This is a genomic window from Rhizobium tumorigenes (genome assembly GCF_003240565.2).
Taxonomy (GTDB): Bacteria; Pseudomonadota; Alphaproteobacteria; order Rhizobiales; family Rhizobiaceae; genus Rhizobium; species Rhizobium tumorigenes.
Genome location: NZ_CP117255.1, coordinates 2,186,533 through 2,207,736, shown reverse-complemented (window position 1 = coordinate 2,207,736; position 21,204 = coordinate 2,186,533). Strand labels below are relative to the sequence as shown.

Below are 21,204 nucleotides of genomic sequence, written 5' to 3'. Positions count from 1 at the left end.
CCCTCTGAAGTTCAACCTGCAATCCCTGGCCGGGATATCAGGCCGCCTAGCCACCACGGCTCGACGGATGCCAGAAAGTCGTCGCCCTTTCGAGGAGGGCCACGACGCCATAGAAGACGGAGCCGGCAATCGCCGCCACCGTGATTTCCGCCCACACCATGTCGACGTTCATCCGGCCGATTTCGGTCGAGATGCGAAAGCCCATGCCGACGATGGGGGTGCCGAAGAATTCCGCGACGATGGCACCGATCAGCGCCAGCGTCGAGTTGATCTTCAATGCGTTGAAGATGAAGGGTGCCGCTGCCGGAAGCCGGAGCTTCCACAGGGTCTGGGTGTAGCTCGAGGCGTAGGTGCGCATCAGGTCGCGCTCCATTGCGCCCGATGCGGCAAGGCCGGCGACCGTGTTCACCAGCATCGGGAAAAACGTCATGATGACGACCACGGCAGCCTTCGACTGCCAGTCGAAGCCGAACCACATGACCATGATCGGCGCGACGCCGATGATCGGCAGGGCGGAGGCGAGGTTGGCAATCGGCATCAGGCCGCGCCTCAGGAACGCGAAGCGGTCGGCGAGGATCGCCACAAGAAATCCGCTGATGCAGCCGATCGCATAGCCGGCGATCACTGCCTTGAAGATCGTCTGGCGGACGTCGGCGGCAAGGATCGGCAGGGAGCCGGCAATTCGGACGGCGATGGCGCTCGGCGGTGGCAGGATGATGAACGGCACACCGGCGCCACGGGTGGCGGCCTCCCAGATGATCAGGATCCAGGCACCGAAAATCGCCGGGATCAGCATCCGCAGGACCGTCCCGGAAAAGCGGGAGTGGGGCCGGATATCCGACAGGATGCTGACGCAGCGCCAGGCGAGCAGCCATGCCGATGCCAGCAACAGGAAGAACGCCGGGCGGGCGGCGCCCTCATTGCCGCCGATTGCGGTCAACAGCAGCCAGGCCACTTCATGGGCGGCTAGAAACAGGATGGCGGCGCTGATCGCCGGCGGCAGGGTCAGCTGCGACAAAAAGCAGGAGATGATGATCATGAAGAAGATCAGGGCGCTGATACCGGGCAGGATAGGATCTCCGCTGCTCGGCTCGATCAGCGGGAAGGTGAGAGCGGCGCCGATGCAAAGCAGGATCGCTATCAGGCTTTGCCAGGAATACTGCACATTCTTCATGACCGTCGCGTCCCCATCGCACGGTCGACGATGCGGGCGGCAATGCTGACGATCCCGACGAGCAGGGCCGCCAGCACCGAGCCCGCAACGAGCGCGGCCCAGATGTCGATCGTCTGGCTGTAATAGGAGCCCGCAAGCAGCTTTGCGCCGATGCCGGCGACCGCGCCGGTCGGCAATTCTGCGACGATGGCGCCGACCAGGCTCGCCGCAATACCGACCTTCATCGAGGTGAACAGGTAAGGCACGGAGGCTGGCAGGCGCAGCTTCCAGAAGGTCTGGCTGGCTGTCGCCTTGTAGGTGCGCATGAGGTCGAGGTGCATGGCTTCGGGCGAGCGCAGGCCCTTGACCATGCCGACCGTCACCGGGAAAAACGACAGGTAGGTCGAAATCAGTGCCTTCGGGATCAGCCCGGTGATGTCAACGGCAGCGAGCACGACGATGACCATCGGTGCGATGGCGAGCACCGGCACGGTCTGGGAGGCGATGACCCAGGGCATCAGGCTGCGGTCGAGCGTCATGACGTGGACGATGCCGATGGCGATGAGGATACCGAGGAGCGTGCCGAAGACGAAGCCGACGGCGGTGGATGTCAGCGTGATCCAGGCGTTGTAGACGAGGCTGCGGTTGCTATCGATGGCACGCAGGAAGGTGTTGTCGAAAACCGCAATTGCCACCTGGTGCGGCGCCGGAAGCGTCGGCTTCGGCTGCGCCATAGTCCTTCCGATGAACTCAAGCGTACCTGTGGAGACGCCGGCGCGGCTGTCGAGGTCGATCTGGAAAGGGGCGTTCATGATAACGGTGGCAATATACCAGATCGCCACGATGGCGAGGAGAACCGTCGTCACCGGAATGAACTTGTGCCGGAAGAACTGTTCGTTCTCCATGCTCACGCCTTTCCCTGCAAAGGTAGCAGCATCAGCGCCATCGAGACGACGCCGAGCCCGACGCCTGCCATCTGCGCCAAGCTGAGGCGTTCGCCGAAGACCACAAAGGCGATGATGTTGACCATGACCAGTTGCACGATGGCCGAGGCCGATATTGCAAGCCCGAGGCCGCCCTCGCGCATCAGCCTCACCATCATCAGGTTGCCGACGCAGTAAAGCCCGAGCGACAGCACGAGGATCAGGACATTGCTGGTGGCGATATAGGCCCGCGATGCGGTGGCGCCGCCGAGGAAGATCACCATGGCGCCGCCGAGCCAGAGGAGGAAGGTGCCGTTCATGGCCTATTCCTCATAGGAGTGGCCGGCGCGCAGGCCTTCGCGGACGCGATGGGCGATGGCCAGGAATTCCGGGGTTTCGCGAATGCCGAGCGGGCGCTCCGCCGGCAGGGTGGACTCGATGATATCGGTCACCCGGCCGGGGCGGGGCGACATCACGACGATCCTCGTCGACAGGTAGACCGCTTCGGGGATCGAGTGAGTGACGAAGCAGATCGTCTTGTTGGTGCGGGCCCAGAGTTTCAGCAGTTGCTCGTTCAGATGATCGCGAACGATCTCGTCGAGTGCGCCGAAAGGCTCGTCCATCAGCAGGAGGTCGGCGTCGAAGGCGAGTGCGCGCGCGATCGAGGCGCGCTGCTGCATGCCGCCCGACAGTTGCCAGGGATGCTTCTTCTCGAAGCCGGTGAGGTTGACGAGGTCCAGCGTCCGGGCGATGCGCTTGTCGCGCTCGTCCTTGGCGTATCCCATGATCTCCAGCGGCAGGGAGATATTCTTCTCGATGGTGCGCCACGGATAGAGCGCTGGAGCCTGGAAGACATAGCCATAGGCACGCGCCTTTCGGGCTTCTTCAGGCGTCATGCCGTTGACGTCGATTTCGCCGGAGGTCTTCTTTTCGAGATCGGCGATGCAGCGCAGAAAGGTCGTCTTGCCGCAGCCGGAAGGACCGATAAAGGAGATGAAATCGCCCTTGCGGACATCGAGATCGACGTTGCTCAGCGCATGCACCGGACCATCGCTCGTCTGGTAGGTGAGACAGAGATTGCGGGCAGACACGACGGATGCCGCAATCTTCTGTTCGGGGTTGGATGCGATTACCGACATTTCTTCACGGGTCCCAATTTTGTCCCGTCCTCGAAAAGGATGCGGTAACTGCTCTTGTCGATACGGATGATATCAATCCTCTCGTCTCCAGCGCTGTCTTCACCTTCTGCCTGGCAGGCTGCCGTGACGGTGAATCCGTCGCTGCTGGTCTTGACGATCTTCTTGAACTCGCAACTGGAAACGGACGTCGTTACGGCATCCGGCGTCAGTAGCAGGAATGTATCGGCGCCGCTCGATTCTCCGGTCTTTGCATAGATGCATCCTTCCTTGCTGCCATAGTTGCCGCCGATGGCCAGTCCCAGGCCATCGGCATCGGCATAGGTCGGGACGAGCAGAATGGTGGTGACCAGAAGGTGGCGGGCGCGCACAGTTACACCCCGCTTGCCGGGATGCCGGTACGCTGGACCTTGCGGGGCGCGACGACGTCTTTCCAGGTGGAGAGGGCCTTGTTGACGGCGGCGAAGGGTTCGCGCTTCACAAACTTGCCGTGGCCTTCCTGGGTTTTCACCGTCGTCTCCTCGATGGCAACGACACCGCGGGTCAGCGTATAGCGCGGCAGGCCGATGACCTGCTTGCCCTCGAAGACGTTGTAGTCGATGGCCGACTGCTGGTTTCCAGCCGAGATCGTCTTGGCGCGGGTGGGATCCCAGACGACGATATCGGCGTCCGCACCGACCAGGATCGCGCCCTTTTTCGGATACATGTTCAGGATCTTGGCAATGTTGGTAGAGGTGACCGCGACGAACTCGTTCATCGTCAGGCGACCAGTGGCGACGCCATGGGTCCACAGCATCGGCAGACGGTCTTCGAGGCCGCCCGTGCCGTTGGGGATCTTGGTGAAGTCGCCGACGCCGAAGCGTTTCTGCTCGGTGGTGAAGGCGCAGTGGTCGGTCGCGACGCATTGCAGCGAGCCTGACTGCAGACCCGCCCACAGGCTGTCCTGATGCAGCTTCGAGCGGAACGGTGGCGACATGACGCGACGGGCGGCGTGGTCCCAATCCTTGTCGAAATACTCTGTTTCGTCGAGCGTCAGGTGCTGGATCAGCGGCTCGCCATAGACGCGCATGCCATTCTGGCGGGCGCGGCGGATCGCCTCGTGTGCCTGCTCGCAGGAGGTGTGGACGACATAGAGCGGGGCGCCGGCCATATCGGCGATGATGATAGCGCGGTTGGTCGCTTCGCCCTCGACAGCGGCAGGCCGCGAATAGGCGTGGGCCTCGGGGCCATTGTTACCTGCCGCCATCAGCTTAGCCTGCATCTGGGCGACAATATCGCCGTTTTCGGCATGCACCATCGGCAAGGCGCCAAGCTCGGCGCAGCGCGAGAACGAGTGGAACATCTCGTCGTCGTCGACCATCAGGGCACCCTTGTATGCCATGAAGTGCTTGAAGGAGTTGATGCCCCTGTCCTTGACGACAGTCTCCATCTCGTTGAAGACCTGCTCGCCCCACCAGGTCACCGCCATGTGGAAAGCATAGTCGCAATTGGCGCTGGCGGACTTATTGTCCCAGCGGTTCAGCGCATCGAGCAGTGACTGGCCGGGCTCCGGCAGGCAGAAATCAACGACCATCGTCGTGCCCCCCGCGAGCGCCGCGCGCGTGCCGCTTTCGAAATTGTCGGCCGAGTAGGTGCCCATGAACGGCATCTCGAGATGCACATGCGGGTCGATGCCGCCCGGCATGACATAACAGCCGGTGGCGTCGAGCACTTCGTTGCCCAAAAGGTTCGGCCCGATCTCGACGATCACACCGTCCGCGATCTTGACGTCGGCCTTGTAGGTCAGGTCCGCCGTGACAACGGTGCCGTTCTTGATGACTGTGCTCATGGCTTTCGTTCCCTATCTGGCGTTATTCTTGGAGGCGCTATGGTGTGATGAAGACCGATGACCTGAACCAAAGCTACTTCGATCCGAGCAAGATCTTCATCCGTCAGACGGCCGATCAGCTGACCGATGACGTCCTTCCTCACCGGCGTGATCTTTTCAACCATGGCTTGAGACCTCTGCTGAAGTCCGTTTTCCATACTGGGTTCGATCGTGGGTCGGAGGAGAGGGGCGTCGAGCAAATGCGTGGTAAGAGGACAGGCGAGTACCGTCGTGTAGATATCGAGGAGTTCATTCGCCTGGAGGACGACGGCCGGTCGCGGCTTGCCAAGCTCTCCAGGGAAAACTGCCACCACCACATCTCCTCGACTTATCTTCACGGCTTGTCCCAATCCGTGGGGCCGACGGCGACAGTCCATTGGGAGACATCATCCGTCTCGGCCGCTGCCGCAATGGACTGCATCTCTTTCTGAACCTGCCTCCTGAAGATCTCATTGCTCAAATCGGGAACCCAGATTTCCACTGGACGATATCCCTGACTGACCAGCTCGGCGCGCTCTTCGGGTGAAATCTCTCTAGGCCTTCCCATCGTCCGTTTCCCTGTCTCCGAGGTACTTGAGCTATTCTACTCCACGATCCCCGCCGTCTCCACCACCGCGTGGAACAGTACGTCGGCGCCGGCTGATGCCCATTCCTTGGAAATCTCTTCCGCCTCGTTGTGGCTGAGGCCGCCGACGCAGGGGCACATGATCATCGTGGCCGGGGCCACCTTTGCGGCCCAGCAGGCGTCGTGGCCGGCGCCAGAGATGATGTTCATGTGGCTGAGGCCAAGCCTTTCGGCGGCGTTGCGGACGGCCGATACCAGTGTCGCGTCGAAGGTGACCGGATCGAAATGACCGACGGCCTCTATCGAGCAGCCGACGCCGAGGGCTTCGGCGATGCCTGCCGCCTCGGCCTCGATCCTTTCGCGCATCCGGTCGAGTTTGGCCAGATCCGGTGTGCGGATGTCGACGGTGAAGACGACCTTGCCGGGCAGCACGTTCCGGGAATTGGGAGAGAAGAATACCTGGCCGATGCCGCCGACAGCGCCGGGCTGGCTTTCCATCGCGACGGCCTGGACCATCTCGATGATTCGCGACATGGCAAGGCCGGCGTTGACGCGCAGCGCCATCGGTGTCGAGCCCGTATGGGCTTCGCGGCCAGTGAGGGTGATCTCCAGCCACCACAGGCCCTGACAGTGGGTGACAACGCCGATCGCCTTTTTTTCGGCTTCGAGGATCGGGCCTTGCTCAATATGGTATTCGAAGTAGGCGTGCATCTTGCGGGCGCCGACTTCCTCGGCGCCGAGCCATCCAATGCGCTTCAGTTCGTCGCCATAGGTCTTTCCGTCCGGATCCTTGCGGCTGTAGGCGTAGTCGAGATCGTGGACGCCGGCAAAAACGCCAGAGGCCAGCATCGCCGGAGCAAAGCGGGCGCCTTCTTCGTTCGCCCAGTTGGTGACGACGATTGGATGCTTTGTCCTGATGCCGAGGTCGTTCATGGTGCGCACGACTTCGAGACCAGCCAACACGCCGAGAACGCCGTCGTATTTGCCGCCGGTCGGTTGGGTGTCGAGATGCGAGCCGACATAGACCGGAAGTGCGTCCGGATCGGTGCCTGGCCGGGTGGCAAACATCGTGCCCATGCGGTCTACGCTGACAGTCATTCCAGCTGCTTCGCACCATTGCTGGAAGAGATGGCGGCCTTCGCCATCGGAATCGGTCAGCGTCTGGCGGTTGTTGCCGCCGGCAATGCCTGGTCCGACCTTCGCCATATCCATCAGCGCATCCCAAAGGCGGTCGCCATTGATACGCATGTTTTCGCCTGGTGCGGCCACCATAAGATAATCCTCGCCCGTTTTGTCGCGGCCATGCTGATGGCATGACCGGTGGTTCCCTTGGTCTTGCTGCGGAGCGTTTTTTGTTTTTCTTGCTCCGGAAAATCGGCGGTTGCCTTTGCGTAGCAACTCATCGATAATTTGACCGATTGGTAAACATTACAGCTTCCACGCCGGTGCTCAAGATGAAAATCGCGAAAAGCGGCGACAAAATACAGGCAGATACCCGGGCGATCCGATTTGGTGCCGGCGCATAGCACATGTGACAACTGCGCGGGTTTCAAGGAGAAGCGAAATCGACATGACGACCCCCAGAGCGGCGAAGACGCAGCGTCGCACCCGCATCCAGGAAGTGAAAGAAGAGGTCATTCTCGAGGCGGCTCTCGATGTCTTTTCAGTTCATGGTTTTCGCGGTTCCACCATCGACCAGATTGCCGAGGTGGCCGGCATGTCGAAGCCCAATCTGCTCTATTATTTCCGCACCAAGGAGGCGATCCACCGGGCACTCATCGACCGCGTATTGTCCACCTGGCTCGAGCCGCTGCGCGTCTTCAACCCGGAGGGAAACCCCGAAAGCGAGATCCGCAGCTATATCCGCCGCAAGCTTGAAATGGCCCGGGATTTTCCGCGCGAGAGCCGGCTGTTTGCCAACGAGATGCTGCAGGGTGCACCGCATGTCGAGGACGAATTGAGGGGGCCACTCAAGAGCCTTGTCGACGAGAAGGCGGCTGTGATCCGCGCCTGGGCGAAGGCCGGCAAGATCGCCAAATGCGACCCCTACCACCTGATTTTCTCCATCTGGTCAACCACACAGCACTATGCCGACTTTGATGTCCAGGTGCGCGCCGTCCTCGGACAGGCGAGTTCCGGCGAGGGCCGGTTCGAGGATGCCGCCCGCTATCTCGAGCAGCTTTTCGTCAACGGGCTGATGATCGCGCAGAAGAAGGCGCAATGACGGTCAATTACTCGTCGCGCGGCCTGAGGACAACCGGCAGGAAGGCCTCGATGCTTTCCCAGGTGTAGGGCTTCTGCAAGACGGAGATGTCCGCGTAGCTGTCGCCCTGGGGAATGCTGTCTCCGTAGCCGGTCACGAAGCCGAACGGGATGTTCATGCTGATCAACCGGTCGGCGATGGGAAAGCTCGTCTCCACGCCGAGATTGACGTCCAGCAGCGCCATCTGAAGCGGCTGCTGCTCGATGGCCGCAAGCCCCTGCGACACGTTGGGGACGGCAATGACCTCCGCAGCGCCGAGGCTTTTCAGAATATCCTCCCCGTTCATGGCGATGATCAGATTGTCTTCCACCAGCAGCACCGACATTCCGGCCAGCGGTTGCTGGCCGAGCGGCGCCGAGGCAATCTGGCTGTCGATCATTTCCTTCTGAGGAGCCGTGAGGACGGCTGCTCTGACGAAGGTTACGAATTTCGCCGGAATGACAAAATCGGCTTCCAGTCCGCCTTCGGCAAAGCGGATGTCGGTCTCTCCGTCCAGATCGTAGATGAACGAGCGTCGGATGATTGTCGAGCCGAAACCGACGCGTGTGGGTGTCGTCACGGCAGGGCCGCCGCGTTCACGCCACTGGATGTGCAGATTACCTTCGGCGTTCCGCTCCCAGTTGATCGCCACAACGCCTGCAGCCGAAAGGCTGCCGTATTTGACGCTGTTGGTAACGAGTTCGTGGAAGACCAGCGACGATGTCGTGAAGGCCTTCGGGTCCAGCAGCACCTCCTGGCCGCTGATATCCAGCCGGCCGGAGGTCTTGCCGAGATACGCGGCACTTTCTGCTTCCAGCAACTGCCTGAATGAAGCCGGCGCCCACTGGTCTTGCGTCAGCTGGTCATGGGCGCGGCCAAGCGATTGCACACGTCCCTGAAGCTGCTCGATGTAGCCATCGACGGACAAATCGGCGGATTTCGAGTGACGAATCAACCCGCCGATCAGGCTGAGAATGTTTCGGACACGGTGGTTGAGCTCGGCAATCAGCAGTTCCTGACGCTCGCTTGCAGCACGCCGTTCCGCGTTTGCCTCCTCGGAGAGGCGCAGGATGACCTCGATCAGGGCCACCCTGATCGTCTCGGCGACACGCAGTTGCGGAGGTGTGAAGGCGAGGGAGTGGCCCCGCACCATTTCCGACCAGCTCTCGAAGCTCTTGCGCGGTGACAGGTGTAGGCCACCCGGACCATACTCGGCAGGTTTGTTTGGGTCGCCTGCCCAGCGCACGGAGCGAATTATCTCTTGACGGAAAAGGATGACGTAGTCGCGCGGAGAGCGGGAAATCGGGATAGCCAAAAGGCCGCAGACATGCGTGCTCTCGTCCCAATCGGGATACCAGCTGCGAATGCTGTCCGTCGCAAAGACCCTCCCTGCCGCATTTCGATTGAGAAGAGACTTCAGTTCCAAAACCTGCTCTTCCGAGACGGTGGCGCCGCTCAATGCCATGCGCCCGTCGATCCAGACGCCGACCCCGTCTGCCGGAATGACATCGGCGAGAGCGTCGATCAGCCAAGCTGGGTCATCGAGCAAGCTTGTATTGCCGGCAACGGATGTCAGCAGGCGATCGCCGATCTGCTTTGCCTTGCGCTCGTATTCGAGGGCGATACGTCTTTCACGGCTTTCCAGGCGCGAAGCGAACATCTGTCCGAACAACTCGGCATTGGCGCGGCGTTCCAGCGAGGGCAGGCGAGGGCTGTAGTGGTGGCAGGCAAACAAGCCCCACAGGGCGCCTTCGACCACGATGGAAATCGACATCGATGCTTCCACACCCATATTCTTCAGATATTCGATATGGACCGGCGACACCGAGCGCAGAACCGACATTGAAAGATCCAGCGGTTGCCCGTGTTCCGTGAGTTGCGGTGCGATCGACACGGGAACAGCATCGACGTCGGAGATGATCCGGAAAAGATTGCGGAGATAGAGTGCCCGCGCCTGCACTGGAATGTCGGAGGCCGGATAGTGCAGTCCTAGAAATGATCCGATGCCCGATCGTGCCGCCTCCGCCACGACCTCACCTGCGCCTGTTTCGTCGAAACGATAGATCATGACGCGGTCGAAGCCAGTCAGTGCGCGCGCCTGCCGGGCGCCCTCGCGGAAGAAGGCCTGCTGTGTGTCCGTCTGGTCGAGGCGTGCGGTCATGCTGCGTATGGATATCGCAGTGCTCTCGTCCGCTGCAGGAGATGGCTCAGCCTCGATGACGATCTGTCCGTCTGAAATGTGCAGGGCGATGTCGAAGAGGGCGCCGCCTTCACGCAACACGACGCCGAAAACGCGTTCGACTGTATCCTGTCCGCGGATCACAGCGGTCCGGTTGCGCAACGTGTGCACGGCGTCCGGCGTAAACAATTCCGTCAGCGGGCGGCCTAGGATCTGCTCGTGTTCGACGCCGGTGAACTTTCCGAGATTGACAGAGGCTCGTGCAATCAACCAGTCGGACGACAATGCGAGGAGGAAGCCGAAGGGTTGTATCGTGCCGAGCTGGTGGATCGGCTCACGGTCGCAATTGGTGAGATCGATACGCTGCAATTCATCGGTCAAAAGGCGGATTTCTCCAATTCGAGTTCGGCTGCGGCCCGGAAGGCGGCAAATACCGATCTAGCCGCCGCTATCGCGCGATCGCTGTCAATGGGTGCCGCGGCATCAAGCCTATCCATAAACGCTTTCATCGCGCCTTTGGGTCCCTGGTAAGAAAGATATGCGGATGGGAAATGGCCCGGTACGCGCTTTGCAAGCATGGCGCCGCCCAATTTCGAACCTTCGATGACATAAGCTGCACCCCAGACCTCATCGTCGGAGGCGAAAGCGACAATGGCGACGGGCGGCGGCATGACTAGGTCGAGTGTCGCCATGTCGGCGCGCAAGAGATGGCTGCGGCGACGCTCTGGCCAGTCCGGGAAGATGCGGGCAATGCCGGCGGCCTCGAGGGCTTGCTCGGCTGCGGGCAGGGCACGCGCGTGGCCTGCCAGAAATGCTGTATATTGAACACGATCAGTCATGTCGAAGCGACCAAACAGATGGTCGACAACATCATGGTACTCGGCAGTGCCGGCACGGAGGGCATTTCGAAAGGTCATTCAGTCGGCCCGAACAGTATTTTTACTGCCCAGCGAGAGCACCAAGAGCCCGGTATACCTCAGGGTTGAAATATTGCCAGTTGAAAGCCGAGTTTCTTTTATTTTTCATGAGTCGCCAATTTTATTACGCCGGCCTTACCGGTCTCGATCGGCGGCTTGGCATTCCCATGTGGGGCGACCCGATAGCGAGTGCCCCGCCACCTTGTAGAACGATGTGGCGGGGCCAGGGCGAAGATCGATGGCAACTGGCTGGCGACCGAAGCCTATTCGGCGGCTTGGCGTGCCATCGGGTTGTTTGGATGCGTCGTCCAGTTGGCATAGTTCGGGTCGACAATCCTGCCGGTCCGCGTGTCGAGAGCGCCAGCCGGGAGCTCTTCCATGGTGATGCAATTTTCGACCGGACAGACGCTGACGCAGAGATTGCAGCCAACGCATTCCTCGTTTTTCACCTCGAAATGCCTGATGCCATCGACGATGTTGGTGATCGCCTGGTGGGAGGTATCTTCGCAGGCGATGTAGCAGCGGCCGCACTTGATACAGGCATCCTGATCGATCTTGGCCTTGGCGATGTAGTTGAGGTTGAGATACTGCCAGTCGGAGACATTCGGAACGGCACGGCCGATGACATCGTCGAGCGTACGGTGGCCCTTTTCGTCCATCCAGTCTGAGAGGCCGGTAATCATTTCCTGCACGATCTTGAAGCCGTAGGTCATGACGGCGGTGCAGACCTGGACGTTGCCGGCGCCAAGTGCCAGAAATTCTGCAGCGTCGCGCCATGTGGTAATGCCGCCGATGCCGGAAATCGGCAGGCCGTGGGTCTGCGGATCGCGGGCGATCTCAGCCACCATGTTGAGCGCAATCGGTTTGACCGCCGGGCCGCAATAGCCGCCGTGGCTGCCCTTGCCGCCGACAGTCGGGTTCGGCGCGAAATTGTCCAGATCTACCGAGGCGATGGAGTTGATGGTGTTGATCAGCGATACCGCGTCGGTTCCGCCGGATTTGGCGGCGCGGGCGGGGTTGCGGATATCGGTGATATTCGGCGTCAGCTTGGTGATGACCGGCATGCGGGTGTACTGCTTGCACCAGCGAACGACCATCTCGATATATTCCGGCACCTGTCCGACCGCTGCACCCATGCCGCGCTCCGACATCCCGTGCGGACAGCCGAAGTTGAGCTCGATGCCGTCGGAGCCGGTTTCCTCGACAAGCGGCAATATCGCCTTCCAGGCCTGCTCCTCGCAGGGAACCATGATCGAGGCGATCAGCGCCCGATCCGGCCATTTCATCTTGATCTCCTTCATCTCCCGCAGGTTGGTATGGAGGTCGCGGTCTGTGATGAGTTCGATGTTGTTGAGCCCGAGCAGGCGGCGGTCGGCGCCCCAGATGGCGCCGTAGCGCGGTCCGTTGACGTTGACCACCGGTGGGCCGTCTTCGCCGAGTGTCTTCCAGACGACTCCACCCCAGCCGGCCTCGAAGGCGCGGTTGACATTATAGGCCTTGTCCGTCGGTGGCGCAGAGGCCAGCCAAAACGGGTTGGGGGATTTGATGCCGACGAAATTGTTGCGCAAATCAGCCATTGTTCACTCTCCCCTTAGGCGACGGCAGCGGCGGGGTGCACAACGGCAGCCAGCGTGCGGTTGATGGATTCGGCAGCGTCGCGGCCCTGTGCCACGGCTGACACCGTCAGGTCGTCTCCCCCAACAATGCAGTCGCCGCCGGCCCAGATGCCGTCGACCGAGGTTTTTCCGTCAGCGTCGGTGGCAATGCGTCCGGCTTCCATTTGCAGCGTGTCGATGCCGGACGCCACAAGCGTCTGGCCGATGGCCTTGAAAATCTGGTCGGCAGCGATGACGCCGGTATCGCCGGTGCCGGAGAGGCGACCATCGCGAAGCTCGGTATATTCAACTTCGATCCCGGCGACCTTGCCGTCCTTTTCGATGATGCGCTTTGGTGCCAGCCAATGGCGGATCATGACGCCCTTCGAGGCTGCGAGATCCTGCTCCCACTCGGACGCATTCATGTGTTCCTTGCCGCGCCGATAGCAGATCGTCACCTCTTCGGCGCCGAGCAGCTTGGCCTGTACCGCAACGTCGATCGCCGTCATGCCGCCGCCGATGACGACGACACGGCGCCCGATGGCGATGTCGGCCTTGTCGGCGATCTGGCGGAGGTCCGAGATATAGGAAATGGCGTCCGTCACGCCCTCGAGGTCTTCGCCTTCAGCCCTCAAGGCATTGACGCCGGTGAGGCCGAGGCCCAGGAAGACGGCGTCGTATTTGGCGCTGAGTTCGCCGAGCGTGAAATCGCGGCCGAGCATCTGGCCGTTGCGGACTTCTATGCCGCCGATCGACAGGACGTAATCGACCTCCTGCTGGGCGAAATCATCGACAGCCTTGTAGGTGGCTATGCCGTATTCATTGAGGCCGCCAGCCTTCTCGCGGCCATCAAAGATCACGACAGCATGGCCGTTGACCGCAAGTCGGTGGGCGCAGGCGAGACCGGCGGGGCCCGCACCGACCACGGCGATGGTTTTGCCGGTGGGCTCGGCGCGCGTGTAGAACTGTTTTTCAGCCGCCATCGCCGCATCGGTCGCATAGCGCTGCAGCCGGCCGATTGCCACAGGCCGTTCCTCGGCCGTGTTGCGGACGCACACGTCCTCGCAGAGTTGCTCGGTGGGACAGACGCGGGCGCACATGCCGCCCAAAATATTCTGGTCGAAGATGGTTTTGGCAGAGCCGATCGGGTTGCCCGTCGATATCTGCCGGATAAACAGGGGAATATCGATCGAGGTGGGACAGGCTGTCATGCAGGGCGCATCGTAACAAAAATAACAGCGATCGGATTCGACGAGCGCCTCGTGGTTGCCGAGCCGCGGATGAAGGTCGGAAAAGTTTTGACCGTACTCCGCCGCGGTCAGTCGGCCACTTTTGATCCCAGCTTCCAGTCGTCCCATTTTAAGTTCCCTCTTATCTACGGCCAGTCTGCAAAAGCTAACTCAGGAAAAAAAATTTATCAAACGGTAAATTTTTGGAGCTTCTGTTCAGGCTGCCGGTAGGGGGGGGGTCTCTCTAAATATATGATTTTATTGGACTATATTTTGAATATTTTCTGCGTTGCACTGCCGGCGCGCAAGCGTGGCTCCCCCACGGAAGACACGCTGAGGCGGTTCTTGTCAAAAAGACAGAATTATTTCGAACACCGTGGAACCGGCGGGACGTTGGGCAGTTATCGGTGTGTCCTGATGATGAATGCACCCACCCAGGTGCGCGCCCCTTCAAAGCGTCGTCGGACGTCTACTCACGGTCCCCCTCCCGGTGAGTTATAAATCAGCCGTTGCGCGCCCTCGCAACGGCTGATTTTTTGCGTCTTCCGAGGCCGTATTTCGAAGGGGTCGGTGAGATCACGATTGCTTCAGGATCTCGTATTCCGTTTCCGGAATGGTCAAACGGTAGTCGAGATGCTCAGGGCTGACGCCGAGCTTGGCGCGGCCATTCATCGACGTCGGTACGACGCGCTCCAGCACCGTCTTGCTGAAACTGTTGTCTTCAAAATCATTCGCAGCGCCAGGTGTCACGATCGTTTCCGACCAGACGATTTCGACGGCCTGCTTGCCCTCCCATTCAACGGCCCGACAGTCGAGCGTAATGCTGGTCGTGCCGGCGGCGATCGCGCCATGGGTGGCGGAATTGACGATGAGTTCGTGCAGCGCCAATCCGAGATGCACGGCGGCGTTCGGCGTCAGGTGGGCATTAATGCCATGGATCGGAACAGGGATGCTCGCATCCGGCCAGTAGGGCGCAAACTGCTTCTGGGCGAGTTCGAAGAGGTAGGCGCCGCGCCAGCTCGAATCGGTGATAAGGTCCTGAGAGTTCGACAGCGACTGCAGGCGTCCCCGGAACTTGATCAGGAAGTTATCGAGCGACAGGGTGTTGCGCGCAGTCTGGGTCGCGATACCCTGGATGATGGCAAGCAGGTTCTTGGAGCGATGCGATAGTTCGCGCAGTAGCGATTTCAGAACCTTTTCGCGATGACGGCTTTCGGTCACCTCGAAGATCACGGAGAGGATACCGTGGCTGGCACCATCGGTCCGCTCCATCTTGATTTCATAGATCTTTACGCCTTCGGCCGAGGGAATGGAGATTTCCGCCTTGGCCTGTTTGCCGCTGCTAAGCACGTCGCGCTTCAGTTCGAGGATGTGATTGCCATCCTTCTCGCCGAACAACGCTATGTCGTCCATACCGAGGGCTGCAATGCCGGTCAGATGTTCGGGGAGATTCTCGAAATAGGACACCAGAAGCCAGGCGTCCTGATGGATGATCGAAACGCCCGCACTTCCAAGTGCGCGTTCCATCATAGCAGCCTTACCCTCGAACCCGAGCGGTGAGCTGGACGATGGATCAACGTTATTCACCAAGATGCCTTTCCTTCGCCTAACCGGATTAAAACCCGGGGTGTCCGACAAGGCGGTCACATCAGCCAAATCGCAAGTCGCTTTATGAAAGCGCTCCGGGCTGACGGAACGCTTTCACTTTTCTATTGTTCCGTGGCTCGAATATCAGGCCGCGACTTTCGTCGATTCGTTGAAGAACAGCGCCTGACTGATCAGTGCCTTCACCATGTCCGGGTTGAATGGCTTCGTCACCAGGAATGTTGGTTCCGGGCGTTCGCCTGTCAGCAGACGTTCCGGGAAAGCGGTGATAAAGATGACGGGCACACTGGCGTTCTTCAGAATGTCGTTGACGGCATCAATTCCAGAGCTGCCGTCAGCCAGCTGGATGTCGGCAAGAACCATGCTCGGCTTGGTCGCATTATAGAGCGCGACGGCTTCTGCGTGGGTGCGAGCGATCCCGGTCACGCGATGACCGAGGCTTTCTACCATCTGCTCGATGTCCATGGCGATGAGCGGCTCATCCTCGATGATCATGATGTCGGTGGCGACCTGACGGGAGATCTCGGTAGACGCCCTGTCGAGCAGACCGGCCGTTTCCGCTTCGTCGAGGCTAAGAATTTCAGCGATCTCCGGCATGCGGAAATTTTCGACGGATGCCAGGATGAAGGCCTGCCGGGCTACCGGGGAGACCTTCGACAAGTTTGCGGAGGCGCGTTTTTCCCAGGCGTAAGGCGAAGTCGGTTCAGGAACCTGCACCGAGCTGGAACCGAACAGGGTGGTGAAAAGCTTATAGAGCGCCACTCGGTCGTTCGAAGTGTCTGGAAAGATGGAGATATCGGCGATAATGGCTTCCAGAACGGCTGCTACGTAAGCGTCGCCGGAGGTCTGAGTGCCTGTAAGTGCCCGGGAATAGCGACGCAAGTAAGGGAGATGCGGAGCGATTCGAGTGGAAAGTGTCATAAAATAGCTCCCGTCAGTGCCATGGCATGTTTAACCGTCTTTAATAGGATTATAACAGGCGGCAACCAGAAATGTTCCGAGGTGCTGGAACTTTTTTTCGCTGCATGCATTATGCGTCCACGTGTTATTGGATCTAGCATGTCCAGCCTCGATGACAACGTAAATGCGGTCCTTGACAACCCCAATCCGCGTTTCCGGTGTCGCCCGGAAACAAGCCTAACGCCAACACGTCCGAGAGTGAAATTTATATGACAGCGTCCCATCAGGAAGACACGGAACAGCCAAGGCCCGATGTTAGAGTTGCGGACCTCCTCGATCCAAACAGCCAGATAGGCAGCCGTCTCCGCAGCCTTTATGCCGCTGCACAAGACGAAGCCATCCCGAACCGCTTCCTCGATTTGCTTGAGAAGCTCGACCAGGTTGAAATGGCGTCCGCAAAGTCGGTCGAGCGGGAGTAGGCTTATGGATAAGGTCCAACCAAGTTTCAAACGCGAGATGCTGTCCGCGCTGCCCAGCCTGCGTGCATTTGCGATCTCGCTCATCGGTCGCCATGACCGTGCAGACGACCTGGTGCAGGACACCATCATGAAGGCGTGGGCCAAGCAGGACCACTTCGAGATGGGCACCAACATGAAGGCCTGGCTCTTCACCATCCTGCGTAATGAGCTTTACAGCCAGATGCGCAAAAGTGGTCGGGAAATCCAAGACAGCGACGGCCTGTTCACGGAATCGATGGCCACCCATCCGTCGCAGTACGGTGCATTAGATCTTCAGGACTTCCGGAAGGCTCTAGAACAGCTTCCTGCAGATCAGCGCGAAGCAATCATTCTGGTCGGCGCCTCCGGCTTTTCCTATGAAGAAGCCGCCGAGATATGCGAATGCGCAGTCGGCACCATCAAGAGCCGCGTCAATCGTGCCCGCCAGCGTCTGCAGGAACTGTTGCAGATTACCGGCGAGGCCGACTTCGGGCCGGATGCAACGTCTTCGCCGCTGACCTCAAGGGCGTTCGCGTTTTAATCGTCCGACCAGCGTCTACATGCTACAAAAGAAACCCGCCGCACTTTAAAAAGTGCGGCGGGTTTTATTGTCTAGAGCGCTTTGCAGAACCAATCCGCTCAATCGTCGTCGCGCGAGCCCATCACGGTGCTGAGCAGGAACGCGCCGGCAACAGCGGCGGCGAGCATCGGCTGCGAGCGCAACAGTCCGAGGCCAACAGTTGCCATGGATTGCGCGGCCAGTCGCTTTTCGCGCACACGGCGGGCTTCCTGCGCATTGATGCTGGCCATCACGATGAGGATGGCAACTGCGATCAGCAGGCAGCCGCCGCCTATGATCAACGATGCGTGGAGCGCGCCGTAAATCGTACCGAGCCAGAGCGCCAGGGCAGACAGGCCGAACACGTATGTGGTGAGGATAAAGACCGCTGCGATAGCAATGAAAATACCGTTGCGCTTGGTTCGCGCAACGGTGTTCTTCACGGAGCCAGATAGCAGCAAGCCAAGGATGGGACCCAGCATTGATGCTCCTTAGCGGCGTGCGAGCAAGACGAACAGCAGGCCGATGGCAGCCACTGCGCCGATCGAGGCCGTCGGGTGCGCGCGTACGGTCGCACGGACTTCCTTGGCGCTGCGAGCGTATCCATCCTGCAGCTGCTGCATCAGATCTTCGCTGCGGGCAAGCAGGTCTTCATAGCCGGATTCTGCCTGAGCGCGGATGCGCTTGCTTTGGCTTGCACCGTTCTTGCTGATGAGCTTTGTGAGCGCAGCGATCTCGCCGCGCAGGTTATCCATCTGATCTTCGATGGTGTCTTCTATGTCGCTCATAGCACCGTTGCGCTTGCTGCGGATGGTGTCGAGGAGGGAGTTTGCCATTTTTGTTCTCCTTATTGTCAACGCGCCAATGCGTCTTTTTGTGGAGGTCAATACCAACGGTAAAACTGAGGTGTCGGCATTTACCTGTGTCGTTGACAGCTGAACGCGACGATGGTCGAAAAGTTCCATCTCAGACGCCTGCCGCGGCGAACACACTGTGAGGCAGGACAAACGGGATCGCCTTCTCAGGCACCCGGTTCACGCGGAGCTCGCAGCCGAACACGGCATGCAGGTTTTCGTCGGTAAGAACCGATGAGACCGCGCCGGTGGCAGCCAGCCGGCCTGCCTTCAGAAGTACGATCCGGTCGGCAAACAGGGCCGTCAGATTGAGATCGTGCATGATCGCGATGACGCCACCTCCGGCCGCACAGAAGGCGCGCGACAGCTGCATGATCGCCAACTGGTGGCTGATATCGAGACTGGACACAGGTTCATCGAGCAGCAGCCAGCAGGGCTTGCCGTCAACGACCGGCTGCGGGATCTGACAGAGCACGCGGGCAAACTGTACGCGCTGTTGCTCGCCGCCGGACAGCTGTTCGTAGAGCCGCCCCTCAAAACCGGCGAGATCGACGGCGCGAAGAGCCTCCATGGCGATCCTCTCCGCGTGCTGCGGCTTGCTGTTGGCGCCTGCAGTAAGGCCCATCAGGACGATTTCGCGCACCGAGAAGGCGAAGGAGAGAGTGCTCGCCTGCGGCAGGACGCCCCGTGAGAGAGCGAGCGCCCAGGGCTTCATCGTCTTGACCTCGTGCTCGCCAAGCCGGATCGAACCGCCATAGGCAAGCTCGCCGGAGATCGCTTTCATCACCGTCGTCTTGCCGGAGCCGTTCGGCCCACAGATTGCCGTCAGCTGGCCCGGGTGGGCGGTGAAGCTCATGCCATCGACCACGCATTTGCCCGCAAGCCGGACGGAGAGGTTGGAAACATCGATGGCCATGTTGTCCTTACAGGCTGAGCCGGGTGCGATTGCGCAGCAGGATCCACAGGAAGAAGGGACCGCCGACAGCTGCAGTGATGATGCCGATCGGCATTTCCGCCGGCGAGACGATGGTGCGGGCGAGCATGTCGGCGAAAATCAGCAAGGTTCCGCCAAGCAGTGCGGAGGCTGGAAGCAGGTAGCGGTGGTCGGGGCCAATCACCATGCGCAGGGCATGGGGCACGACGATGCCGACGAAGCCGATGCCACCGCTGACGGCGACGGATGCGCCGGTTGCCGCAGCGACGACGAGGATGGCGACCGTCTTCAGCCGCTGCACCGGCACGCCCATGTGAAAGGCTGCGGCTTCTCCCAGCGTAATCGCATTGAGTCCCCTGGCGATCACAGGGATGGCGAGAAGCGACAGTAAGATGATCGGGCCGGCGGCAGCGATCTTCGTCCAGGTGGCGCCGGCAAGCGAGCCCATGCTCCAGAAGGTGAGGTCGCGCAGTTGCCTGTCGTCGGCCATGTAGACAAGCACGCCGGTGGCCGCCATCGCCAGCGCGCCAAGCGCGATGCCGGCAAGCAGCATGGTTGCAACGGATGTCTGACCGTCCCGGGTGGCGATGCGGTAGAGAAACAGGGTGGTAACAAGGCCGCCGGCAAAGGCTGCGAGCGGCAGGGCGTAGATGCCGAGCACGGCATAGATCGGTGCCGCCAGCGTACCACCGAGAACGATCATCACCACCGCCCCGAAACTTGCGCCGGAGGACACGCCGACGAGGCCCGGGTCTGCCAGCGGATTGCGAAACAGGCCCTGCATGATGGCACCGGAGACGGCAAGGGAGGCGCCGATCAGAAAGCCCAGGATGGCGCGTGGGAGGCGGATATCAAAGACGATGATGTGGTCGCGCATGCTGAGCGCGGTGGCGGCTCCGGTCCCGCGAAAGAGATCGTGGACCACATCGAATGCGGAGGCATCGGATGCGCCGGTCGTGATCGAGAACAGCAGCGCGAAGACGGAAAGGATGGCCAGCGTGGCGATGACCACGATGGCGATCTGCGACCGATCGCCGGCACGATAACGGGCCAGGCAATCACGACCCCGTGCCGCGATCCCCAGGGAGTGTCCGGCGGTATCGCTGATCGCCATGGTTCAGCCTCCGTAGATTGCGCGGTTGAGGTCGCGGATCGCGCTGGCCGTCCGCGGACCGAAACCGAGAAGGTGCAGGCCGTCCATGTGGACGATCGCCTTGTGTTCGGCGGCCGGGGTCAGGGCGAGTGCCGGCTGCTTCAGCAGGTCCTCGTCGCTCAAAGCGTGTCCGCCGCCGCCGTTCATGATCAGGATCACGTCGGGCTTGGCTTCGATGATCGCCTCGTCTGTCAGCGGTTTGTAGCCGGGAAAGACGCCGACGGCGTTGATAGCGCCGGCGAGCGTGATGATGCCGTCGGCGGCGGTCCCGGTGCCCGATGCCATGATCTTGCCGCCCTGCGCATTGAGGATGAACAGGACCCGCTTGCGCTCCGTAAGTGGTCGCTTTTCCGATGCCGCTATGGCGGCGTCGAGATCGGCGGCAACCTTCTCATCCAGCGCACGGGCCTTGTCTGGAACGCCGAGAAGCGTGCCGACAGCAGCGATCTTTTTCAGGATGCCATCCCGGTCGTAGCCCTGCGGCACGGTTTCGAATGGCAGGCTGGCATTGCGCAACACGGCGACGGCCTCCGGCGGGCCGGAGCCTTCGACGGCGATGATGGCAGTGGGATTGACCGCGAGGATGCCCTCCGGCGACAGTGCCCGCATGTAGCCGACATTCGGAAGCTTCGTGGCTGCTTCCGGGTAGACGCTGGTGGAATCACGGGCGATCAGCCGATGTTCCTCGCCAAGCGCATACACGATTTCGGTGATGTCGCCGCCGATCGACACCAGCCGCGATGTGTCCAGCTTGCGTGCTTCCTCGGCACGGGCCTCACCAGCGAACTGGTAGAACGTCGTCGCTTCAGGGACGATCGGCATCAGCATGACGCTTAGGGTGAGGGCTGCCTGCCAGGTCTTGATCCGGTGCAAATTCCGAATGGACTTCATCGTCT

General features: G+C 60.7%; 23 protein-coding genes. 3 read left to right on the top strand and 20 right to left on the bottom strand.

Annotation, left to right across the window (positions count from 1 at the left end; genetic code table 11):
- Positions 1-46 precede the first annotated feature (46 nt).
- Genes PR017_RS10895 through PR017_RS10860 form a run of 9 tightly spaced genes read right to left on the bottom strand, consistent with a single transcriptional unit; the run spans position 47 to position 6,916 of the window.
- A complete protein-coding gene (locus tag PR017_RS10895) occupies positions 47-1,174 on the bottom strand; it encodes an ABC transporter permease (RefSeq protein ID WP_111222553.1) in 1,128 nt (375 codons plus the stop codon).
- Positions 1,171-2,058 (bottom strand): ABC transporter permease, encoded by an 888-nt coding sequence (locus PR017_RS10890; protein ID WP_111222554.1) that lies wholly within the window; start codon positions 2,056-2,058, stop codon positions 1,171-1,173. The genes PR017_RS10895 and PR017_RS10890 overlap by 4 nt, the downstream gene beginning before the upstream one ends.
- Positions 2,059-2,060: 2 nt before the next feature.
- Complete coding sequence (locus PR017_RS10885; RefSeq protein ID WP_111222555.1) at positions 2,061-2,396, bottom strand: hypothetical protein; 336 nt, start codon at positions 2,394-2,396, stop codon at positions 2,061-2,063.
- Positions 2,397-2,399: 3 nt separating this feature from the next.
- Positions 2,400-3,215 carry an ABC transporter ATP-binding protein gene (locus PR017_RS10880; protein ID WP_111222556.1) on the bottom strand — a complete coding sequence of 272 codons (816 nt, stop codon included), beginning with the start codon at positions 3,213-3,215 and terminating at the stop codon, positions 2,400-2,402.
- Positions 3,206-3,583, bottom strand: coding sequence for a hypothetical protein (locus PR017_RS10875; protein WP_111222557.1), 378 nt, complete (start codon positions 3,581-3,583; stop codon positions 3,206-3,208). The genes PR017_RS10880 and PR017_RS10875 overlap by 10 nt, the downstream gene beginning before the upstream one ends.
- A 2-nt stretch (positions 3,584-3,585) precedes the next feature.
- Positions 3,586-5,040, bottom strand: coding sequence for a dihydropyrimidinase (gene hydA / locus PR017_RS10870; protein WP_111222558.1), 1,455 nt, complete (start codon positions 5,038-5,040; stop codon positions 3,586-3,588).
- Complete coding sequence (locus PR017_RS10865) at positions 5,037-5,456, bottom strand: type II toxin-antitoxin system PemK/MazF family toxin (RefSeq protein WP_240539150.1); 420 nt, start codon at positions 5,454-5,456, stop codon at positions 5,037-5,039. Before PR017_RS10865 ends, hydA begins: the two co-directional genes overlap by 4 nt.
- A complete protein-coding gene (locus PR017_RS28415) occupies positions 5,414-5,626 on the bottom strand; it encodes an antitoxin MazE-like protein (RefSeq protein ID WP_111222559.1) in 213 nt (70 codons plus the stop codon). Before PR017_RS28415 ends, PR017_RS10865 begins: the two co-directional genes overlap by 43 nt.
- Before the next feature lie 36 nt (positions 5,627-5,662).
- Positions 5,663-6,916, bottom strand: coding sequence for a Zn-dependent hydrolase (locus PR017_RS10860; protein WP_111222560.1), 1,254 nt, complete (start codon positions 6,914-6,916; stop codon positions 5,663-5,665).
- Positions 6,917-7,214: 298 nt separating this feature from the next.
- On the opposite strand from PR017_RS10860, the gene PR017_RS10855 reads away from it, so the two are divergent.
- Complete coding sequence (locus tag PR017_RS10855; protein ID WP_111222561.1) at positions 7,215-7,868, top strand: TetR family transcriptional regulator C-terminal domain-containing protein; 654 nt, start codon at positions 7,215-7,217, stop codon at positions 7,866-7,868.
- Between the two features lie 7 nt (positions 7,869-7,875).
- Here PR017_RS10855 and PR017_RS10850 read toward each other — a convergent pair whose 3' ends face one another.
- The 6 genes from PR017_RS10850 to PR017_RS10825 form a co-directional block, all read right to left on the bottom strand.
- Positions 7,876-10,446 carry an HWE histidine kinase domain-containing protein gene (locus PR017_RS10850; RefSeq protein WP_111222562.1) on the bottom strand — a complete coding sequence of 857 codons (2,571 nt, stop codon included), beginning with the start codon at positions 10,444-10,446 and terminating at the stop codon, positions 7,876-7,878.
- Entirely contained in the window at positions 10,443-10,982 is a 540-nt protein-coding gene (locus PR017_RS10845; RefSeq protein WP_111222563.1) for a biliverdin-producing heme oxygenase, read from the bottom strand. Before PR017_RS10845 ends, PR017_RS10850 begins: the two co-directional genes overlap by 4 nt.
- 263 nt (positions 10,983-11,245) lie before the next feature.
- Complete coding sequence (gene preA / locus PR017_RS10840; protein ID WP_111222564.1) at positions 11,246-12,559, bottom strand: NAD-dependent dihydropyrimidine dehydrogenase subunit PreA; 1,314 nt, start codon at positions 12,557-12,559, stop codon at positions 11,246-11,248.
- A gap of 14 nt (positions 12,560-12,573) precedes the next feature.
- Positions 12,574-13,935: an NAD(P)-dependent oxidoreductase gene (locus PR017_RS10835; RefSeq protein ID WP_111222565.1), complete on the bottom strand. Its 1,362-nt coding sequence runs from the start codon at positions 13,933-13,935 to the stop codon at positions 12,574-12,576.
- 447 nt (positions 13,936-14,382) lie between these two features.
- Positions 14,383-15,336, bottom strand: coding sequence for a sensor histidine kinase (locus tag PR017_RS10830; RefSeq protein WP_111222988.1), 954 nt, complete (start codon positions 15,334-15,336; stop codon positions 14,383-14,385).
- A 201-nt stretch (positions 15,337-15,537) separates the two neighbouring features.
- A complete protein-coding gene (locus tag PR017_RS10825; RefSeq protein WP_111222566.1) occupies positions 15,538-16,332 on the bottom strand; it encodes a response regulator in 795 nt (264 codons plus the stop codon).
- Positions 16,333-16,580: 248 nt separating this feature from the next.
- Between PR017_RS10825 and PR017_RS10820 the strand changes: the two genes are divergently transcribed.
- The gene (locus PR017_RS10820) at positions 16,581-16,790 is read left to right on the top strand and encodes a NepR family anti-sigma factor (protein WP_111222567.1); all 210 of its coding nucleotides are present in this window, start codon (positions 16,581-16,583) and stop codon (positions 16,788-16,790) included.
- A 4-nt stretch (positions 16,791-16,794) separates the two neighbouring features.
- Positions 16,795-17,349: an RNA polymerase sigma factor gene (locus tag PR017_RS10815; RefSeq protein ID WP_111222568.1), complete on the top strand. Its 555-nt coding sequence runs from the start codon at positions 16,795-16,797 to the stop codon at positions 17,347-17,349.
- A 98-nt stretch (positions 17,350-17,447) separates the two neighbouring features.
- On the opposite strand, the gene PR017_RS10810 is transcribed toward PR017_RS10815, so the two are convergent.
- The 5 genes from PR017_RS10810 to PR017_RS10790 form a co-directional block, all read right to left on the bottom strand.
- Positions 17,448-17,849, bottom strand: coding sequence for a hypothetical protein (locus PR017_RS10810; protein ID WP_111222569.1), 402 nt, complete (start codon positions 17,847-17,849; stop codon positions 17,448-17,450).
- Between the two features lie 9 nt (positions 17,850-17,858).
- Positions 17,859-18,203, bottom strand: coding sequence for an ElaB/YgaM/YqjD family protein (locus PR017_RS10805; protein ID WP_111222570.1), 345 nt, complete (start codon positions 18,201-18,203; stop codon positions 17,859-17,861).
- 130 nt (positions 18,204-18,333) lie between these two features.
- Positions 18,334-19,137: a heme ABC transporter ATP-binding protein gene (locus PR017_RS10800; protein ID WP_111222571.1), complete on the bottom strand. Its 804-nt coding sequence runs from the start codon at positions 19,135-19,137 to the stop codon at positions 18,334-18,336.
- Between the two features lie 7 nt (positions 19,138-19,144).
- The gene (locus PR017_RS10795) at positions 19,145-20,269 is read right to left on the bottom strand and encodes a FecCD family ABC transporter permease (protein ID WP_111222572.1); all 1,125 of its coding nucleotides are present in this window, start codon (positions 20,267-20,269) and stop codon (positions 19,145-19,147) included.
- Between the two features lie 3 nt (positions 20,270-20,272).
- Positions 20,273-21,199, bottom strand: a complete 927-nt coding sequence (locus tag PR017_RS10790) for a heme/hemin ABC transporter substrate-binding protein (protein ID WP_111222989.1) — start codon at positions 21,197-21,199, stop codon at positions 20,273-20,275.
- Between the last annotated feature and the right edge of the window lie 5 nt (positions 21,200-21,204).

Excerpts from the sequence above, each read along its gene's own strand:
- PR017_RS10895 (WP_111222553.1), bottom strand. The coding sequence starts at position 1,174 with ATGAAGAATGTGCAGTATTCCTGGCAAAGCCTGATAGCGATCCTGCTT.
- PR017_RS10890 (WP_111222554.1), bottom strand. The coding sequence starts at position 2,058 with ATGGAGAACGAACAGTTCTTCCGGCACAAGTTCATTCCGGTGACGACG.
- PR017_RS10885 (WP_111222555.1), bottom strand. The coding sequence starts at position 2,396 with ATGAACGGCACCTTCCTCCTCTGGCTCGGCGGCGCCATGGTGATCTTC.
- PR017_RS10880 (WP_111222556.1), bottom strand. The coding sequence starts at position 3,215 with ATGTCGGTAATCGCATCCAACCCCGAACAGAAGATTGCGGCATCCGTC.
- hydA (WP_111222558.1), bottom strand. The coding sequence starts at position 5,040 with ATGAGCACAGTCATCAAGAACGGCACCGTTGTCACGGCGGACCTGACC.
- PR017_RS10865 (WP_240539150.1), bottom strand. The coding sequence starts at position 5,456 with ATGGACTGTCGCCGTCGGCCCCACGGATTGGGACAAGCCGTGAAGATA.
- PR017_RS28415 (WP_111222559.1), bottom strand. The coding sequence starts at position 5,626 with ATGGGAAGGCCTAGAGAGATTTCACCCGAAGAGCGCGCCGAGCTGGTC.
- PR017_RS10860 (WP_111222560.1), bottom strand. The coding sequence starts at position 6,916 with ATGGTGGCCGCACCAGGCGAAAACATGCGTATCAATGGCGACCGCCTT.
- PR017_RS10855 (WP_111222561.1), top strand. The coding sequence starts at position 7,215 with ATGACGACCCCCAGAGCGGCGAAGACGCAGCGTCGCACCCGCATCCAG.
- PR017_RS10845 (WP_111222563.1), bottom strand. The coding sequence starts at position 10,982 with ATGACCTTTCGAAATGCCCTCCGTGCCGGCACTGCCGAGTACCATGAT.
- preA (WP_111222564.1), bottom strand. The coding sequence starts at position 12,559 with ATGGCTGATTTGCGCAACAATTTCGTCGGCATCAAATCCCCCAACCCG.
- PR017_RS10835 (WP_111222565.1), bottom strand. The coding sequence starts at position 13,935 with ATGGGACGACTGGAAGCTGGGATCAAAAGTGGCCGACTGACCGCGGCG.
- PR017_RS10830 (WP_111222988.1), bottom strand. The coding sequence starts at position 15,336 with ATGATGGAACGCGCACTTGGAAGTGCGGGCGTTTCGATCATCCATCAG.
- PR017_RS10825 (WP_111222566.1), bottom strand. The coding sequence starts at position 16,332 with ATGACACTTTCCACTCGAATCGCTCCGCATCTCCCTTACTTGCGTCGC.
- PR017_RS10820 (WP_111222567.1), top strand. The coding sequence starts at position 16,581 with ATGACAGCGTCCCATCAGGAAGACACGGAACAGCCAAGGCCCGATGTT.
- PR017_RS10815 (WP_111222568.1), top strand. The coding sequence starts at position 16,795 with ATGGATAAGGTCCAACCAAGTTTCAAACGCGAGATGCTGTCCGCGCTG.
- PR017_RS10810 (WP_111222569.1), bottom strand. The coding sequence starts at position 17,849 with ATGCTGGGTCCCATCCTTGGCTTGCTGCTATCTGGCTCCGTGAAGAAC.
- PR017_RS10805 (WP_111222570.1), bottom strand. The coding sequence starts at position 18,203 with ATGGCAAACTCCCTCCTCGACACCATCCGCAGCAAGCGCAACGGTGCT.
- PR017_RS10800 (WP_111222571.1), bottom strand. The coding sequence starts at position 19,137 with ATGGCCATCGATGTTTCCAACCTCTCCGTCCGGCTTGCGGGCAAATGC.
- PR017_RS10795 (WP_111222572.1), bottom strand. The coding sequence starts at position 20,269 with ATGGCGATCAGCGATACCGCCGGACACTCCCTGGGGATCGCGGCACGG.
- PR017_RS10790 (WP_111222989.1), bottom strand. The coding sequence starts at position 21,199 with ATGAAGTCCATTCGGAATTTGCACCGGATCAAGACCTGGCAGGCAGCC.